The 15,010-nt window shown below is 38.7% G+C and carries 16 protein-coding genes and 1 pseudogene; 8 read left to right on the top strand and 9 right to left on the bottom strand.

Going from position 1 to position 15,010, the window contains the following annotated elements:
• Nucleotides 1-6: 6 nt before the first annotated feature.
• Together ACN6NE_RS17060 and ACN6NE_RS17055 are read left to right on the top strand one after the other, a co-directional pair.
• The gene (locus tag ACN6NE_RS17060) at nt 7-1,092 is read left to right on the top strand and encodes a Ger(x)C family spore germination protein (protein ID WP_474326118.1); all 1,086 of its coding nucleotides are present in this window, start codon (nt 7-9) and stop codon (nt 1,090-1,092) included.
• A gap of 12 nt (nt 1,093-1,104) precedes the next feature.
• On the top strand, nt 1,105-2,229 hold the full coding sequence (locus tag ACN6NE_RS17055; RefSeq protein ID WP_474326115.1) for a GerAB/ArcD/ProY family transporter: 1,125 nt from the start codon (nt 1,105-1,107) through the stop codon (nt 2,227-2,229).
• 25 nt (nt 2,230-2,254) lie between these two features.
• Here ACN6NE_RS17055 and msrA read toward each other — a convergent pair whose 3' ends face one another.
• The 4 genes from msrA to ACN6NE_RS17035 all read right to left on the bottom strand — a co-directional run bounded on the left by msrA (nt 2,255) and on the right by ACN6NE_RS17035 (nt 5,429).
• Nucleotides 2,255-3,217: a peptide-methionine (S)-S-oxide reductase MsrA gene (gene msrA, locus ACN6NE_RS17050; protein ID WP_129707014.1), complete on the bottom strand. Its 963-nt coding sequence runs from the start codon at nt 3,215-3,217 to the stop codon at nt 2,255-2,257.
• Between the two features lie 143 nt (nt 3,218-3,360).
• The gene (locus tag ACN6NE_RS17045) at nt 3,361-3,798 is read right to left on the bottom strand and encodes a MarR family winged helix-turn-helix transcriptional regulator (RefSeq protein WP_474326111.1); all 438 of its coding nucleotides are present in this window, start codon (nt 3,796-3,798) and stop codon (nt 3,361-3,363) included.
• Nucleotides 3,799-4,000: 202 nt separating this feature from the next.
• Nucleotides 4,001-4,501: a MerR family transcriptional regulator gene (locus ACN6NE_RS17040; protein WP_129707010.1), complete on the bottom strand. Its 501-nt coding sequence runs from the start codon at nt 4,499-4,501 to the stop codon at nt 4,001-4,003.
• Nucleotides 4,502-4,637: 136 nt separating this feature from the next.
• Nucleotides 4,638-5,429: an aminoglycoside phosphotransferase family protein gene (locus ACN6NE_RS17035; protein WP_474326107.1), complete on the bottom strand. Its 792-nt coding sequence runs from the start codon at nt 5,427-5,429 to the stop codon at nt 4,638-4,640.
• A gap of 90 nt (nt 5,430-5,519) precedes the next feature.
• Between ACN6NE_RS17035 and ACN6NE_RS17030 the strand changes: the two genes are divergently transcribed.
• Nucleotides 5,520-5,717, top strand: coding sequence for a hypothetical protein (locus ACN6NE_RS17030; protein WP_474326105.1), 198 nt, complete (start codon nt 5,520-5,522; stop codon nt 5,715-5,717).
• On the opposite strand, the gene ACN6NE_RS17025 is transcribed toward ACN6NE_RS17030, so the two are convergent.
• Both ACN6NE_RS17025 and ACN6NE_RS17020 read right to left on the bottom strand, forming a co-directional pair.
• Entirely contained in the window at nt 5,683-6,849 is a 1,167-nt protein-coding gene (locus ACN6NE_RS17025; RefSeq protein ID WP_474326102.1) for an ABC transporter permease, read from the bottom strand. The two genes, ACN6NE_RS17030 and ACN6NE_RS17025, sit on opposite strands and share 35 nt — an antisense overlap.
• A 1-nt stretch (nt 6,850) precedes the next feature.
• Nucleotides 6,851-7,474: pseudogene (locus ACN6NE_RS17020) on the bottom strand (ATP-binding cassette domain-containing protein); the annotation flags it as partial.
• Nucleotides 7,475-7,493: 19 nt separating this feature from the next.
• Here ACN6NE_RS17020 and ACN6NE_RS17015 point away from each other — a divergent pair.
• Both ACN6NE_RS17015 and ACN6NE_RS17010 read left to right on the top strand, forming a co-directional pair.
• The gene (locus ACN6NE_RS17015; protein ID WP_240702621.1) at nt 7,494-7,670 is read left to right on the top strand and encodes an ATP-binding protein; all 177 of its coding nucleotides are present in this window, start codon (nt 7,494-7,496) and stop codon (nt 7,668-7,670) included.
• Between the two features lie 219 nt (nt 7,671-7,889).
• The gene (locus tag ACN6NE_RS17010) at nt 7,890-9,191 is read left to right on the top strand and encodes an NCS2 family permease (protein ID WP_013055916.1); all 1,302 of its coding nucleotides are present in this window, start codon (nt 7,890-7,892) and stop codon (nt 9,189-9,191) included.
• A 31-nt stretch (nt 9,192-9,222) separates the two neighbouring features.
• On the opposite strand, the gene ACN6NE_RS17005 is transcribed toward ACN6NE_RS17010, so the two are convergent.
• Nucleotides 9,223-9,417 carry a hypothetical protein gene (locus tag ACN6NE_RS17005; RefSeq protein ID WP_129707004.1) on the bottom strand — a complete coding sequence of 65 codons (195 nt, stop codon included), beginning with the start codon at nt 9,415-9,417 and terminating at the stop codon, nt 9,223-9,225.
• A gap of 174 nt (nt 9,418-9,591) precedes the next feature.
• Here ACN6NE_RS17005 and ACN6NE_RS17000 point away from each other — a divergent pair, with 174 nt between their 5' ends.
• The gene (locus ACN6NE_RS17000) at nt 9,592-10,761 is read left to right on the top strand and encodes an MFS transporter (protein ID WP_474326098.1); all 1,170 of its coding nucleotides are present in this window, start codon (nt 9,592-9,594) and stop codon (nt 10,759-10,761) included.
• Nucleotides 10,762-11,059: 298 nt separating this feature from the next.
• Here the strand turns inward: ACN6NE_RS17000 and ACN6NE_RS16995 are convergent, their stop codons facing one another.
• Nucleotides 11,060-11,506 carry a GNAT family N-acetyltransferase gene (locus tag ACN6NE_RS16995; RefSeq protein WP_129707000.1) on the bottom strand — a complete coding sequence of 149 codons (447 nt, stop codon included), beginning with the start codon at nt 11,504-11,506 and terminating at the stop codon, nt 11,060-11,062.
• A 113-nt stretch (nt 11,507-11,619) separates the two neighbouring features.
• On the opposite strand from ACN6NE_RS16995, the gene ACN6NE_RS16990 reads away from it, so the two are divergent.
• Together ACN6NE_RS16990 and ACN6NE_RS16985 are read left to right on the top strand one after the other, a co-directional pair.
• Complete coding sequence (locus ACN6NE_RS16990; protein WP_129706998.1) at nt 11,620-12,003, top strand: CotG/ExsB N-terminal domain-containing protein; 384 nt, start codon at nt 11,620-11,622, stop codon at nt 12,001-12,003.
• 147 nt (nt 12,004-12,150) lie between these two features.
• Entirely contained in the window at nt 12,151-12,948 is a 798-nt protein-coding gene (locus tag ACN6NE_RS16985) for a VOC family protein (protein WP_474326094.1), read from the top strand.
• Nucleotides 12,949-12,966: 18 nt separating this feature from the next.
• Here the strand turns inward: ACN6NE_RS16985 and ACN6NE_RS16980 are convergent, their stop codons facing one another.
• A complete protein-coding gene (locus ACN6NE_RS16980; RefSeq protein ID WP_474326091.1) occupies nt 12,967-14,580 on the bottom strand; it encodes a M20/M25/M40 family metallo-hydrolase in 1,614 nt (537 codons plus the stop codon).
• Between the last annotated feature and the right edge of the window lie 430 nt (nt 14,581-15,010).

The raw sequence follows: 15,010 nt of genomic DNA, 5'->3' as shown, positions 1-15,010 counted from the left end.
AACGTCATGAAGAGAATACTTATTTTATGCACTTGTCTTACTTTTTTAACGAGCTGTGCAGACCGTGAAACGATTGACGAAATTCAAGTAGTCAACTCCATAGGATATGATTATATTCCTCAAAGCAATAAAGTCAGAGGAACCATTTTATACCCTATCTATAAATATGGACCAACGGAAGAACCAAGTATTATTGCGGCTACTGCTAATTCATCATTTGATATTCCACTTCGCTTAAACAATAAATCATCTCTTCCCGTTGCTTTCGGGCAGCTGAGGAGCATCGTTATTGGAGAAAAATTTGCAACACATGGAGTAGATGAATTAGTAAATACCATTGCTAGAAATCCAGACCTTGGACGTAATATTAAATTAAGCATTGTAGATGGCAACGCACACGAATTATTGAGCTCCGTTACAAAAAAGAAAATTAAAGACTATCAGTTTATTTCGAATTTAATCGAACAAAATATCCGCACAGAAAATTTGCCTAACACCAATTTACAAATTTTTTTATTCAGTTTTTTTAGCGACGACCGTGATCCGTATCTTCCTGTTTTAGCCCAAGAAAAAGATGCTATTAAATTAAAAGGACTGGCGCTTTTCAAACAGCAAAAAGTCGTTACAACCATCGGGATGAAAGAAACGTTTTTATTTAAGCTGCTAACAAGCGGAACAAAGCACGGCCGCTACTCAGTAAAAATTAAAGAAAGTGACCGCAAAGGCGAAATTATACTGCAAAACTTGCGCACCAAAACAAAGTATGAAATTAAAGGAAATCATCAACGTCCAAGTATCGTTGCACATTTAACGATCGATGGCCTTGTAAAAGAGTTTCCTGGATGGATAGATTTAACAGACCCCGATCATATTAAAATGGTTGAAAGAACGCTTCAAAAAGACATTGAAAAAGATGGAGATGCTTTTATTAAAAAGCTTCAGCAACACAAAATCGACCCCATTTGTTTTACAGATTATGTGCGAAGTAAAACACGAGGGTTTAACAGTGAAGAATTCAAAGCGCAATATCCGGATATGAATATTGAAGTAAAAGCTCATGTTCATCTTATTCAAACCGGTATTAGCAACTAGGAGGAAGAAAAGGTGCATAATACAATTAAAGAAGAAAATCAAGTTTCCCCTTCTTTTCTTTTTTTCTTAGTTCACTCTACTCAGATTGGCGTTGGAATACTAGGATTTCAGCGTTATATTATTAAAGGAGCTGGATATGAAGCATGGATATCCATCTTTCTTGCTGCGATCAGCGTTTGTATTTTATTAGCCATGATCTTTAATATCTTAACCCGTGAAAACAGCGATATTGTTGATATTCACCGGCTATATTTCGGGAAATACCTTGGAGGGGCTTTAACCCTTGCCGCTTCGATTTATTATTTTATCTTTGCATTAACGATTTACCGAACGTACGTAGAGATTTTACAAATATGGATGTTTCCACAGCTGGAAACATGGATCGTATCACTTGTATACCTGCCTATTATTTACTACACGGTTTCCGGTGGGTTTCGTGTGATTACTGGAATTGCCTTTTTTGGGGTCATGCTTCCTTTGCCGCTCGTGTTTGCCTTGGTTTATACATTAAAATATGGGCACCTTAATAACTTATTTCCTTTGTTTGACCATACGATATGGGAATTTTTAATTTCAACTAAACTGATGACCTTTGAGAATTTAGGATTTGAATCCGTGCTTTTTTTCTATCCATTTATAAAAAATGGCGCTACTAGCCAAAAGTGGGGGCAATATGGCGTTTTGTTCAGTACTTTTTTATATTTTTGCACAGCATTAGTGTCATTTGCTTACTTTAGCCAAGGACAGTTAGGCCATACCATCTGGCCAACTTTAACGATGGCTAAAATTATTGAAATCCCATTTTTACAGCGTTTTGAATATATTTTAATTTCTCTGTGGCTTTTAGTTGTTCTTCCTACTATTGCTGTCAGCGTATGGTGTACAATTCGTGGATTTAGTAAAACATTTAATAAGCCGCCTACGATTTTTCTTATATTAGTTCTTATTGCCCTTCTTGGTTTTTCTATTTTCTTTGATGATCGGGAAACCATTGATCAGCTTAATACACGATTATCCATGACCGGCTTTTACTTTATTTATGGCTACATTCCTTTCCTTTTTCTCTATAGCCTCATTCGAGCCAAAATAAAACAAAAGAAAGCACAAAAAGAAGAGCGTGAGCCAACTTTAAGTTGAATCACGCTCTTTTTCTCATATTTTTTTATTTGTTAAATAAAACAGCGTATTCCCCGTATCCTTCTTTTTCTAAATCTTCCTTCGGAACAAAGCGAAGAGCTGCTGAGTTGATACAGTAGCGCAAGCCGCCTGCATCTTGCGGACCATCATCAAATAAATGACCTAAATGAGAATTAGCCGTTTTGCTTCGTACTTCTGTACGAACCATATTATGACTAACGTCCATGTTTTCTTTTACTTCATCTTTATTAATCGCTTTTGTGAAAGACGGCCATCCGCATCCGGCATCATACTTATCAGTTGAACTAAACAATGGCTCTCCTGATACGATATCTACATAAATACCATCTTCTGTATGATCCCAAAATTCATTGCGAAATGGAGGTTCCGTTGCGTCGTTTTGAGTAACTTCATACTGAATAGGCGTTAATGTCGTTTTCAGCTGGTCGTCGCGTCCAAAGTCTTTCCAGTTTTCTTTAATAAAACGATCACGTCCAGACCCGCGTCGATACATAGCATAGCGGAATTTATTTTTCTTATAGTAACCTTGATGGTATTCTTCCGCTTCATAAAACGGTTTTGCCGGTAAAATTTGTGTAGCAATCGGCTCAGAAAAACGACCGCTTGCTTCTAATTGTTGCTTCGATTCTTCAGCTAGTGCCTTTTGGTGTTCATTGTGATAAAAGATAGCTGTTCGATATGAATCGCCTCGATCCGCAAATTGTCCGCCTGCATCCGTTGGATCAATTTGAGGCCAGTATAGTTCTAAAAGCTTTTCATACGGAAAAACTTCTGGGTCAAATGTAATTTGGACCGCTTCATAGTGGCCCGTTGTTTCTGAGCATACTTCTTTGTACGTCGGGTTCTCTTTGTGACCGCCTGTATAGCCAGATACAACTTTTATAATGCCTGGCTGTTCATCAAAGGGCTTCACCATACACCAAAAACATCCGCCGGCAAAAGTTGCTACTTCATATTGTTCTGTCAAAAAGATGACCTCCTTCATGTGTTCTTTCTATTATTATACGCTGATTTTATGTTCTCACCAACTAACTTGCCTTTGATACTCTTTGCATTTTAAAACAAAAAAATAATCAGTGAAGCTCATATTCACTGATTACTCTTCCGCATTTAAAGCGCTTTATTTTGATCGCCTTTAATTTTGTGAAACAGTTTATTCATCGTTTCAATTTCTTTATCTGTAAAGTGCTCAAAACGCTCAAGGAAATAGGCTCGTTTCTTCTCTTGAATAGCATTAAAAATATCCTGTCCTTCCTTGGTCAGTTCGATATCAATAATACGCCGATCGTTTTCAGACCGTTTGCGTGCAATGTAGCCTTTTGATAAAAGCAAGTCGGTTACCGCCGTAATGTGGCTTGCTGACACTTGAAGATACTTTGATAAATCAGTTGATCGCTGCCTGCCGGAATCCATCAGCATACGAAGCACCATAAATTCATTTGTTGATAGCTCTGAATTGTATACTTCATTAATTTCTTGGCGAAGCTGTCTGAACACAAAGCGAAACAGCGTCTCCATTTCTTGAACGAGCTCTTCTCTTTTTTTCACTTGTCACTCTCCTTATCGCTATCACATGATAACGAATATGTATTTACGAAAGTATTTCACTTTCTTAACTTAATTAGTTTTATCAAATTACTAAGCGTTTCGTCAACTATTATTGAGATTTTTTTCCACAAATCTGTACGAATTGATGTATTTTTCATAAAATTCCATAAAAAAAGCGATTTACCATTATGGTAAATCGCTGCTAGTAGCTAAAAATACCGGTTAAAAAGCTTCTCCATCTCGGAACAGGCTTTTTGGCTTTTAAGCTATCTTCACTTTTTAACTGACTTTCAAGTTCCACTACTCGATTTTCTAATTTCGTAATAACTTTATTTAATCGATCGATTTCTGAACGATGCTCTAAAATTTGAAAGGTCACTACTTCTCCCGCTTTTTCTTCTGTACGCTTTTCATTTTCAATCAGCCTTAAAAAAAGCTGATCAAGCTGCTTTTGCATGTCTTGCGCACGTTCATCAGATATAACGACTTCCTCTTTTTCTACTACTTTTTCTACCACTTTGACGACGGCTTGACGATTGCGGTTTTTTTGAAAGTTTCTAAGTGCTTCAATATTTTCTTCTGTAAACTCACAGTGTCCCGATTCATTTCTCTCTAGCTCGATATCCGCCATTTTGACCCACTTTAATACCGTACTTGGATGTATTCCTAGCGCCTTTGCCACATCTGCTGTTTTCATCGTCATGTTCCATCCCTCCATTTTTTCATTTACTAGCCATTTCGAGAGAAATTTTTAAATCCCTTCATACGTGACAAAACTAGTATGAATTCGTCAAAGAAAGTGGACGTTCAACAAATGAAGAAAATGATGTCATTATTCCTTAAAAAAACTCGTATAAACCTTCTGCAAAATAACAAAATTCGCTCTGTGAAATCTGCTTGCCGTATCCCTTAAAAAAAGCAGCGCGCTCTTTACCTGTAAAAATTCCGTCTTCAAAGCGAACAGCAAGGGCCATATCATAACGAGCATCTCCGCAGGCTCCTCCGCTCCAGTCAATAACAGCTGCTATCTGACCGTCATGTACAAGCACATTATCAATCGTGTAATCTCCATGAATCAGCACCTCTTTCCTGCATATCACGTGTTGGTCCTGTAATTGTTTTAACAGCTGTTGGTTTCCTTCTACCTGATAGTGAGTTAAATTATACTGTGCTTCTTGCATCGTTCGATGGATCCAGGGATGTTCGCTCACTAATTGTTCTGGACACTTTGCATTGTGAATACAAGCCAACAGGCGTCCCATTTCGCAGACAATGTGCTCACGCTTTTTCTCATTATCTTCTTTCTCTAAATACTCTCTTACCGTCTTTCCTTCAAAAAATTCTAGCAGCAGCCAGCTTTGTTCTGCTGATTGAACGAATTTGTAAGCGATCGGACTTTGACATTCTGCCAGTGCTCGTATATTTTTTAATACATAATATTCCTTATATAACCATTTTATGTATTTTTCCCCTTTTGCTCGCTTTAAAACATACCTCCTTTTAGCGGTATGAAGGATCCCAACATCCGATGTACACCCTTGCTTTGGAAACGTCACTTTTTCGATTTGCTTTACATACTTTTTTATAGAATGAGGAATTTCTTCTACTATAATAGGCTGCAGCTGTCTCACTCTCCTTTCTTTCTACATTCTCCTTTAAGCTCCATTTCCCTACAAAAAGACTGAGACATAATTAAATCAATTCAATCTAGAGACCGATAAATGGGATATTATGAATCGCTTGTTACGCTGCTGTTGATTTCCGGGCAACAGCTAGGAGCAGCTAACTACATACGTAAAACCTACGCTCACCATACCATTGAAAAAATCCGAACGATTACTCGTTCGGATCTTCCTTCAACTAAAATACTTTTGTCACAGCCTCTTACCCTTTACCAAGTACCCAACGGCTGTTGCTAAACATCGTATAACCAATCGTAAATAAAACAACTGTACAAACCGACAAGCTTCCTATTGTATAGGCAAGACTCTGCATGTCATAGACACCGTAGAGAAGCTGTTTCATAAGTGCAAATACGTTATAAATAGGAATTAAAAATCCGCTTGGCTGCAGTTCGTGTACGGATTTTCCCATCAGTAAAAAGTATGGAAGTATCGCTACCATCATAATTTGGGATGTGTAGCTTTGCGCTTCTTTAACCGAACTTGCTAAAAGGCTAAGAATACATAATACCATAGCTCCTAGAAGCGCTAGCAGGGTAAGGGTGACTAAAAACGAGAAGATAAAGGTTGTAAAATGACCGTTGAGCTGCAGTGCATCATTTAATACGGTTGTTAAATAACGTACAGACAAAACAAATGTAAATGTGGACAAAAGACCGCTCAATATACCAAATGTAGAGATAGTAAGCCATTTCCCAATCAATAATTGCGTTCGTTTTACAGGAGACATCAATAAAGCTTCCATTGTTTTCCGTTCTTTTTCACCTGCAAAAATATCATTTGCTGAAGGAAGAATCCCCCCAAAAACGCCCATAATGATAATCATTGGCGCAAACATCGCAATCATTGTTAAAGAGCCGTCATCTTCCTTAGACACTCCTTTTTCAATTACATTAAACGGAGCAATCGTTTGACTATTTACATTTAGTTGATCTAAGCGTTCGCTGACTATAGATTCTCGATGCTTACTCAGTATATTTTGTATATACTCCGCGGTAGCACCTGAGTTCATGCTCGCTGAATCCGTGTAAACAGTAACTTCTGGCGATTTCATCTTACGCACTTCTGAAGAAAAATCGTCTGGTATCTTTAACGCCGCTAACGCTTTCCCTTGTTCTACAGCACTAAGTGGATTTTTACTTTCAATTACTTTAATATTTTCATCGTTTTTTAACCAGTCGATCACACTGGCATCAGAATTCTTTGTAACAGCTACAGACATGGAATCTGTTTGATCCCTAGCCATCATTTTGTCGGCAAAAAAGATAATCCCTACATTTAATAAAATCGGAATCAACACGCTAAAGATAATCGTTTTGCGATCTCGCAAACAATCAATTAACTCTTTTTTATAAATATGCCAAATCATATTAAGCGCCCCTCACGATACGCGACATAAAGATGTAGTTTAAGTCTGTACTTTCCTCTTCTTTATACAGCTGTTCATTTGTTCCTTGATAAATCATTTTTCCTTTATGAATCATGATGATAGACTGACACAGCATCTCCACTTCTTCCATAATATGACTGGAAAAAATAATCGTTTTTCCTTCTCTTTGCAGACTTTTAATAAGCTCGCGAAACATGTTTGCGGATGTAATATCTAATCCTGTAGTCGGCTCATCAAATAGGATAACGCCCGGGTTATGAAGAATAGTGCGTGCAATGGCTACTTTTTGACGCATGCCTTTTGAAAAGCCTCCGACGCGGCGATCCAAGTAGTCTTTCATTCCAAAACGTTTGGCCAATTCCTCAATCCTTATCTTTGTTTCCTGTTTGCTCATGCCATAAAACTTAGCAAAATAAGCTAAGTTTTCACGAGCGGTCAAACGGTCGTATAAACCTGTTTCACCGCCAAAAAGCACGCCAATTCTTTGTTTTATTTTATCGGGCTGTTTATGAATGTTAATTCCGTGAATGAATATATTACCTTCCGATGGTTCAAGTACAGTCGACAGCATACGTAAAAGAGTTGTTTTCCCCGCTCCTTTATCACGAGAGCGTCAAGATCACTTGTTTACTTCTTTTCATGTTACAGAAAAGAAAGAACGCCACGAAGGCCTTGGCACGTGGATCATTTCTGAACTTGTTTCCCACTACCACGGACGCTTGGAATATACGTATCACGATTTAACTCTTTCCATTAAAATAAAATTTCCAATAGTCGTTGCCTTAAAACAAGCAACATAGCCGCTGTAGCCCAAGCGGCTTTTTTTCGTATGAGCCTCTTCTATACGCACACACTATAAAAAGCACCGAAAAAAAGAAATATTTCACACTTGTTTTAGCTCTTTTATCGTCACTTTTTTAGTTTTTGATTTTTTATATGCAAATCTATTGCATTTCAAGTAAAAAACGAATATTATATATCATGTTGCTTTTAATGTTCGTTATTTTTGGAGGTTACTCATGTTTAAGTTAAAAGAATATAACACGGATGCTAAAACGGAGATTTTAGCTGGTATTACAACGTTTTTAACCATGATTTATATCGTCATTGTGAACCCAGTTATTTTGTCCAGCGCCGGCGTTCCTTTTGATCAAGTATTTACAGCTACTATTATTTCAGCAGTCGTAGCTACGCTATGGATGGCTCTTGCAGCTAACTATCCAATCGCTATTGCTCCCGGTATGGGAATGAATGCATACTTTGCTGCTCTAGTTGTTGGTTCAAATGGAAGTATCGACTATGCTACTGCTTTTTCAGCTGTATTCGTAGCGGGTATTATCTTTATCATCCTATCGTTAACATCGTTTCGTGAAAAATTAATTGAAGCTATTCCAAACAATTTAAAGCACGCGATTAGTGCTGGTATCGGTTTATTTATTGCTTTTATCGGGCTTCGTTCAGCCGGTATTATTGTTGCAAATAAATCAAATTTAATTGGACTTGGTGATTTGCAGTCTGAAAAAGTAGTTTTAACACTGATTGGACTTGCGATTACAATCATTTTATATACGCTAAATGTAAACGGAGCTTTATTCTTCGGTATGATTATTACGGGATTAATTGCTTTCTTTAGAGGACAGCTTTCATTTGATAAAGGTTTGTTTGCTTCTCCTCACCTTCCAGACGGCTTAATGATTTCAAATCCTTTTGCTGCTTTTGGAGATGTTATTCATCATGATTTGTACACAGTTGTTTTTTCTTTCTTACTTGTTACAATTTTTGATACAACAGGTACAATGGTAGGAGTAGCTCAACAGGCCGGTCTTATGAAAGGTAATAAGATGCCTCGCGTACGTCAAGCATTGCTTGCTGACTCATTTGGTACAACGATTGGAGCTTTATTTGGTACAAGCCCAACAACGGCTTACGTTGAATCTTCATCTGGTGTAGCAGCAGGCGGACGTACAGGTCTAACAGGTGTGACGGTAGCCATTTTATTTATTGTTGCAGCGTTCTTTAGTCCGGTTGTAAGCTCGGTTTCTGGCGTAGCAGCTATTACTTCACCTGCATTAATTATTGTCGGAAGCTTAATGATGGGTGCTGTAGCTAAAATTAATTGGAATGACTTTGATGAAGCGTTCCCTGCCTTTTTAGTTGTTCTAGCGATGCCTCTTACATCAAGTATTGCAACAGGAATTGCGCTTGGCTTCATTTCTTATCCGTTAATGAAGCTGGTAAAAGGAAAAGGAAAACAAGTCCATCCGCTTGTGTATGTCTTTGCTGTTTTATTTCTCTATCAGCTCATCTTTTTACCGCATTAAAAAAGCTTGGAGATTCGTCTCCAAGCTTTTTTTATTGAAAGTGATTGTTATTTTCTTTTGTTTGATAAAGATAATTTTCCACATAGATTTGTTCTGCATCAGAAGCATTCTTTATCCCTTCTTCTGGATCTAACTCGATACTTCTCTTTTTAGCTATATAATCCGCTAGCGCCCCAAATCCTAAAAGACCCCCTATGATCCGAGCAAATACAATCCATATCGGCAATCGCTTCACGTCCCTTTTCTTTTGATTGTATCATCCCCAGTATAAAAGGAAAATATTAACATAGTTATCCATTTGTAAATAAAACGCTTTTTACCAAATATACGTAAAAAACTTCTTTGTATTTGGTATACTAAACTCACGGCATGTTCTACAGAGAAAGGGGCTTAATTGCATATGAACAAACAGCTTGGAACGTTAATGTTTGTTATTTTTATGGTATTTGTCGGCTTTGGAGTGATCATCCCCATCGTACCTGAAGTTATTCGTGCCACGGGTGCAAGCACGGTCAATTTAGGAATACTAATGGCTAGCTATTCGATCGCATCTTTTATTACTGCACCTTTTTGGGGGAAGCTTTCCGATATAAAAGGTCGGCGTCCCATCTTACTTTGGGGCTTACTTGGATTTAGCGCAAGCTTTTTTCTTTTTTCGGTGGCAGAAAACTCTCTGACTTTAATGTATACGTCGCGCATCATCGGAGGTTTGTTCGCAGGCGCGGTTATTCCTTGTGCTTTTGCATATGCTTCTGATAGTACAGATGAAGAAAACCGCACGAAAGCAATGGGACTGTTAGGAATGTCGATTGGCTTAGGCTTTATTTTTGGACCGGCATTAGGCGGCGTCCTTTCATCTTTCGGCTTGTTTGTTCCCTTCGTTATCTCTGGTATCTTGTCACTGATTATGACAGCGTTCTCATTCTTTACGTTAAAAGAATCTTTACAAAAAGAATCTGTTGCCAAAGTACAGACATCGAGATGGCATGACTTCACGTCAGATTTTCAAGGAGCTATGAAGTATTTATATGTTCTTTCATTTTTAGCGACTTTTACGCTCGCTGGTTTAGAAGCTACTTTTCAATTTTTTCAAATAGCAAAAATTAATGCTACTCCTACGACAATCGGATGGATGTTTATGGCGAGCGGTTTAACTCAAGCGCTGATTCAAGGCGGTGTGCTGCAGCGATTTAAAAAAGGAAATGAAAAAAAGCTGATGGCCATTGGCTTATTGGTTTCAGCAATAGGATTTACGTCTATTTTGTTATCTTCTAGTGCCGCTAATGCTACCTTATTTTTGTGCATATTTACAGCGGGAAATGCCCTTATTCGTCCTTGTGTCCTCTCATTAATTACGATGAGAACCAAAGTAGGATATGGCTCTGCTTCGGGGCTAACTGCCTCAATGGATAGCTTAGGGCGTATTTTTGGCCCTCTGCTTGGTGCATTTGCCTTTAAACTCAATATGACGCTGCCTTTTATTATCGGAGCGGTTGTCACTTTAGCTGCTTTACTGCTGATTCAGCGTCATACAGCTCTAGATTATTCTGAACAAACACTCTCATCGTAGAGGCTGGAACAACATTATTTTAGTTAAAAGAAGATCCGAACGATGAATCGAGATTCTTGATGGAGAATCCAACGCGTTCGGATTTTTTTATTGTTATGAGTATTCTAGCTGTGTTGATTGAAGAGCAAAGCGGAGACTCCTGAGGGATAAGCGGAATAGATGAGACCCCGCAGGAGCGGAAGCGACGAGAAGGCTCAGCGCCGCCCGCGGAAAGCGAAGTCTTGCACGGAAATCAACAGCCAATTCCTACTAGCTCATGTAGCTCATTTGTTGTTCTTTGGATTAATTTAGCTATGTCTCAATCTCTTCTCATCGTTACTAACACAAGGTTATCAGCAGCTGCAGTACGTTTTATAATGGAAAACCGATGAGCTTCGTATAGCTTAATCGCAGGTGTATTTTTTTCGGCTGTAGACACCATACATTCACATTCCGAATATCTTTGAAGTACATGTGTTAAAAGACGGCTTCCGATTCCTTTTCGAAAGTACGGAGGACTCACAACGAGGCGGCAAATCGTTAATCGCTCATTTTCTTTTTCAAACGACAGCACTCCTGCTAGCTTACCTTCAATCATTTCTCCGATAAACACTTCCTTGCTTTTCATAATATCTTCTTTGCTTTCTGTAAGCTGAGGAATGTCTGAAAAACCAATGAGCCTTGCTTCTTCTTGATAAGCTTCTACTTGCACAGCTACTATTTGAAGAGCGATATCCACTCTTTGATGTTCGAGGATTTGAAGCATGAAAACCACTCCATTTCTTTCACAAATTTAGACAAATTCCATGTTTTCACTATATCCAAACGCCTTCCTTGTACATATTGTATTATGTACCGAATTAGCCAGGAGGTGTTTATATGCATATCACTGCTGAAAGAATTAGAGAAGCAACAGAAGCGATTGCTTCTACTGAGCTTGAAACATTTATGTACCAAGAGCCAACTGCTCTTCACAGACGCTCTCGTCGTCGTTCTACTCGCCGTTCTACTCGTCGCACTACTCGTCGCACTACTCGCCGCACTACTCGCCGCACTACTCGTCGCACTACTCGCCGCACTACTCGTCGCACTACTCGCCGCACTACTCGCCGCACTACTCGTCGCACTACTCGCCGTTCTACTCGTCGCACTACTCGTCGTTCTAGCCGTCGCCGCTGTCGCTGCGGTTCACCTTGCTGCTCATATCCATGGTTTAATAAATCATTTGGCTGCTGCTTTAAAGGGCATGGCTGTCGTCGCTAAATAAATCTAAAGCAAGTCGAGTTTAAAACATACGCGGCTTGCTTTTTTTAAGATTTTTATTTTACATAATCATTCGTTTTACTCTTCTTGAAAAAGAAAACAACGTATAATAATGGGAAAGAATCTCTCTTAAAAGGAGGCCTAGCCATGCGCTTATCTTTTGATCATCTTGTTCATTTTTCACCTGATCCTATTAAAGCTCAGAAAGAACTAAACGAATACGGAATAAATGTCATTAAAGGCGGCATCCATGAAAAATGGGGCACTTTTAACACGTTGGCTTATTTTAACCTCAGCTATATTGAATGGCTTGGGCTTAGAGATATCGCGTTAGCTCAAAGCGTTACAGATAATAACCTTATTCAGCAGCTTGTTAACGAACATACACCGGTTGGTCATTTTGGTCGATTTGCACTCCGTACAGATGATATGGATTTGCTAATAAAAGAGCTGGAAAGCAAGAATGTCACTGTAAAAGGTCCTGTAGCGGGTTCTCGTCAAACCAATGATGGAGAAAGACTTCAATGGAAAATGTGTTTTATTGAAGCTGACCACGATTCCCTGCCTCTTCCTTTTTTTATTGAATGGGGTGAACCAGAAGAAAAACGCAAGCCAAAGCTAGCGGCTCTTTCTTCCCACCAAGCTGGTCAGCTGCAGCTAAAAAATATTTACTGTGCTGTACATAACCTCGAAGAATCCATCAGCAAGTGGACGAAACTGCTGGACGTTCAGTCTGGCGAAAGCTACAAAGACTCTTTACTTGATGCACGTTGTCAAAAACTATATGTCAATGGAGGAAACCTTATTTTTTGCAGCGGAACACAAGGTGTTGTCCATGATACATTAAAAAAAGTTGGAGAACGTCCATTTTTGGTTGAATTGGATCACGCTCTAACACCGCAACAAATTACCGTACAAGGAGCTTCTTTTAAATTCAACAAATAAACATCCGCCGACGGATGTTTATTTCTGTGCTTCTTTTATAGCTTGATAAATGAAATGAGGCAAAATTTCAAAGGAATACTGAACATCTAATCTTTCGGTCCATTGATGCGCATCTCTTCCCAGCGGTCCAATGTTCAGCACCGGCATCTTCAGCTCCTCTAGCTCTTCTAGCGGGATATGATACCCTTTATTCCATAGCGGCATATTTGCTACTAACGTGTTAAATGTATGAAGCGGATGCTGCAGGCTGGCATAGCTTAAATCCGAAATTCCGCCAAAATAACTTTGTTCAACTAGCTCCACTTGGAATTGCTCTTTGGCAGTTGCCTGTACGTTTGACAAAATCTCTTGTACAAACGGATCATCATGTGAACAAACGGCCGGATAAAAAGGCGGCGTAAAAAATAAGACCATCATCGGAGCTGCTTCTTTACATAAACCAGCTAAAGAGTTTACTAATTTAATGGTTTTATTTCTGTCATCATCCTCTTGTGCTAAAAGTGCTGCTTCCATTTCTTGCACATATTTTTCACCGTGCTGTTTGACTGCATGAGTATAAAGTTCTTCATACGTCCATACGTTCACGTCAAGAGATGAACCCTCCATTCCCGCAGCGTAATGCCTAGCGGCTTTATTATAATGTTTTTTTACATTCAAAGCCGCTTTGTCAGCCGATTTCAACAGCAGATCTGTTACTTCTTTAAGAGAGCGGTTTAACATAAATAAATTAAATAATACAACGGCAGAGTGCGGAACTTGAACTGAATACTCTTCTTTTAAATCTTTTTGTATCAGCACCGTAGGAGGTGGACTCGTTTCATCTCTTACTTTTTCGCAAAAATCAACGTTTAATTCTATTTCTTTTGTTAAATAAGAAGCTAGTAAATTAGCATTTAAACCAGCTAGCGGTTCCCCTACATGAGTTTCTTTTCCATAACACAAAAAGCTTGGCATGATCTTCCCAATCGATCCTGAGTACACATAGTTCGTTTGATCTCCAGGATAACGGCTGAACACTGGTTCTGCATTTAGCATGAGAGAAAAATCCAGCTGATGTTTGCGGGCAAGTTCTAAAAGAACAGGCACTGCTTTTCTCATCCCAAGCGAATTTACTTCTTCATCCGGTACCGACAGCAGCAGGATGTTTCCGTCAAACTCTCCGTTGCATGCTCGTTCAACCATACTGATATGCAGGGCAATGCCTGCTTTCATGTCCATCGTTCCTCGGCCAAAAAGCCAGTCTCCTTTTACCATATCTTTTTGTACATGCGCCGGAACTTGTTCCATATGATTATAAAAAGTACTCGTTAATGTATCAGCGTGAAAAGCATCCTTTTTCCACTGTCCATAATCTTGTACATCCACTACATCGTAATGACTTACTAGTACAACTGTTTTATTGGTATTTTTCCCTTGAACAAAAGCTGTGACAATCGATCGCCCGTCTCCTGTTGAATGAAGCTCGACTTGCTCGTTTTTTTGAAAGTAAGGCAGCTTCAATAAACACGACGCTATCGATTCAGCCATTTCCACTTCTGCCATCGTTCCTGTCACGCTAGGTATAGAAACCAATTCGCTTACAAGTTTTTTTAACTGTTCTTTTGTTTGATACAAAGATGTTTTGTTCGACATACCCTTCATCTCTTTCCTTTTTCTAAATTTTCTATCAAACAAAACCATTCGTCAATCCCTTTGACAGAGACCCTTTCATTCTATCCTTATGTATCATAGTATGGCGCTGCCTTTACGCACATGATAAAAAAAGAGTGCGCGGCTAGGGATAGCACCGCACACTCTTTTTTTACTTTTCGTCATCTTCTAAAAAGTCTAGGATACGATCAATAAGCTGTTCGCTTCCTGCATCGTTTCCGTGTTCAAGAGACATTTCCATTTCAATGCTCCTTTCATAAAATATTCTTGTTTTATAACATACCACAATTCATTTCGAATGTAACCTTTAATTTGTGTAAAAATTTCGACAATTTATGATTAATTTTAAAACCTAGTGAGTATTGATTATACCCACCAGATTCTTTGCTTGTCAAAAACCATGCTTTCTATT

The sequence above is a fragment of the Priestia sp. 53B2 genome (genome assembly GCF_056099005.1).
Note: the sequence above shows the minus strand (reverse complement) of the source record. Positions and strands in the feature narration are given on the sequence as shown.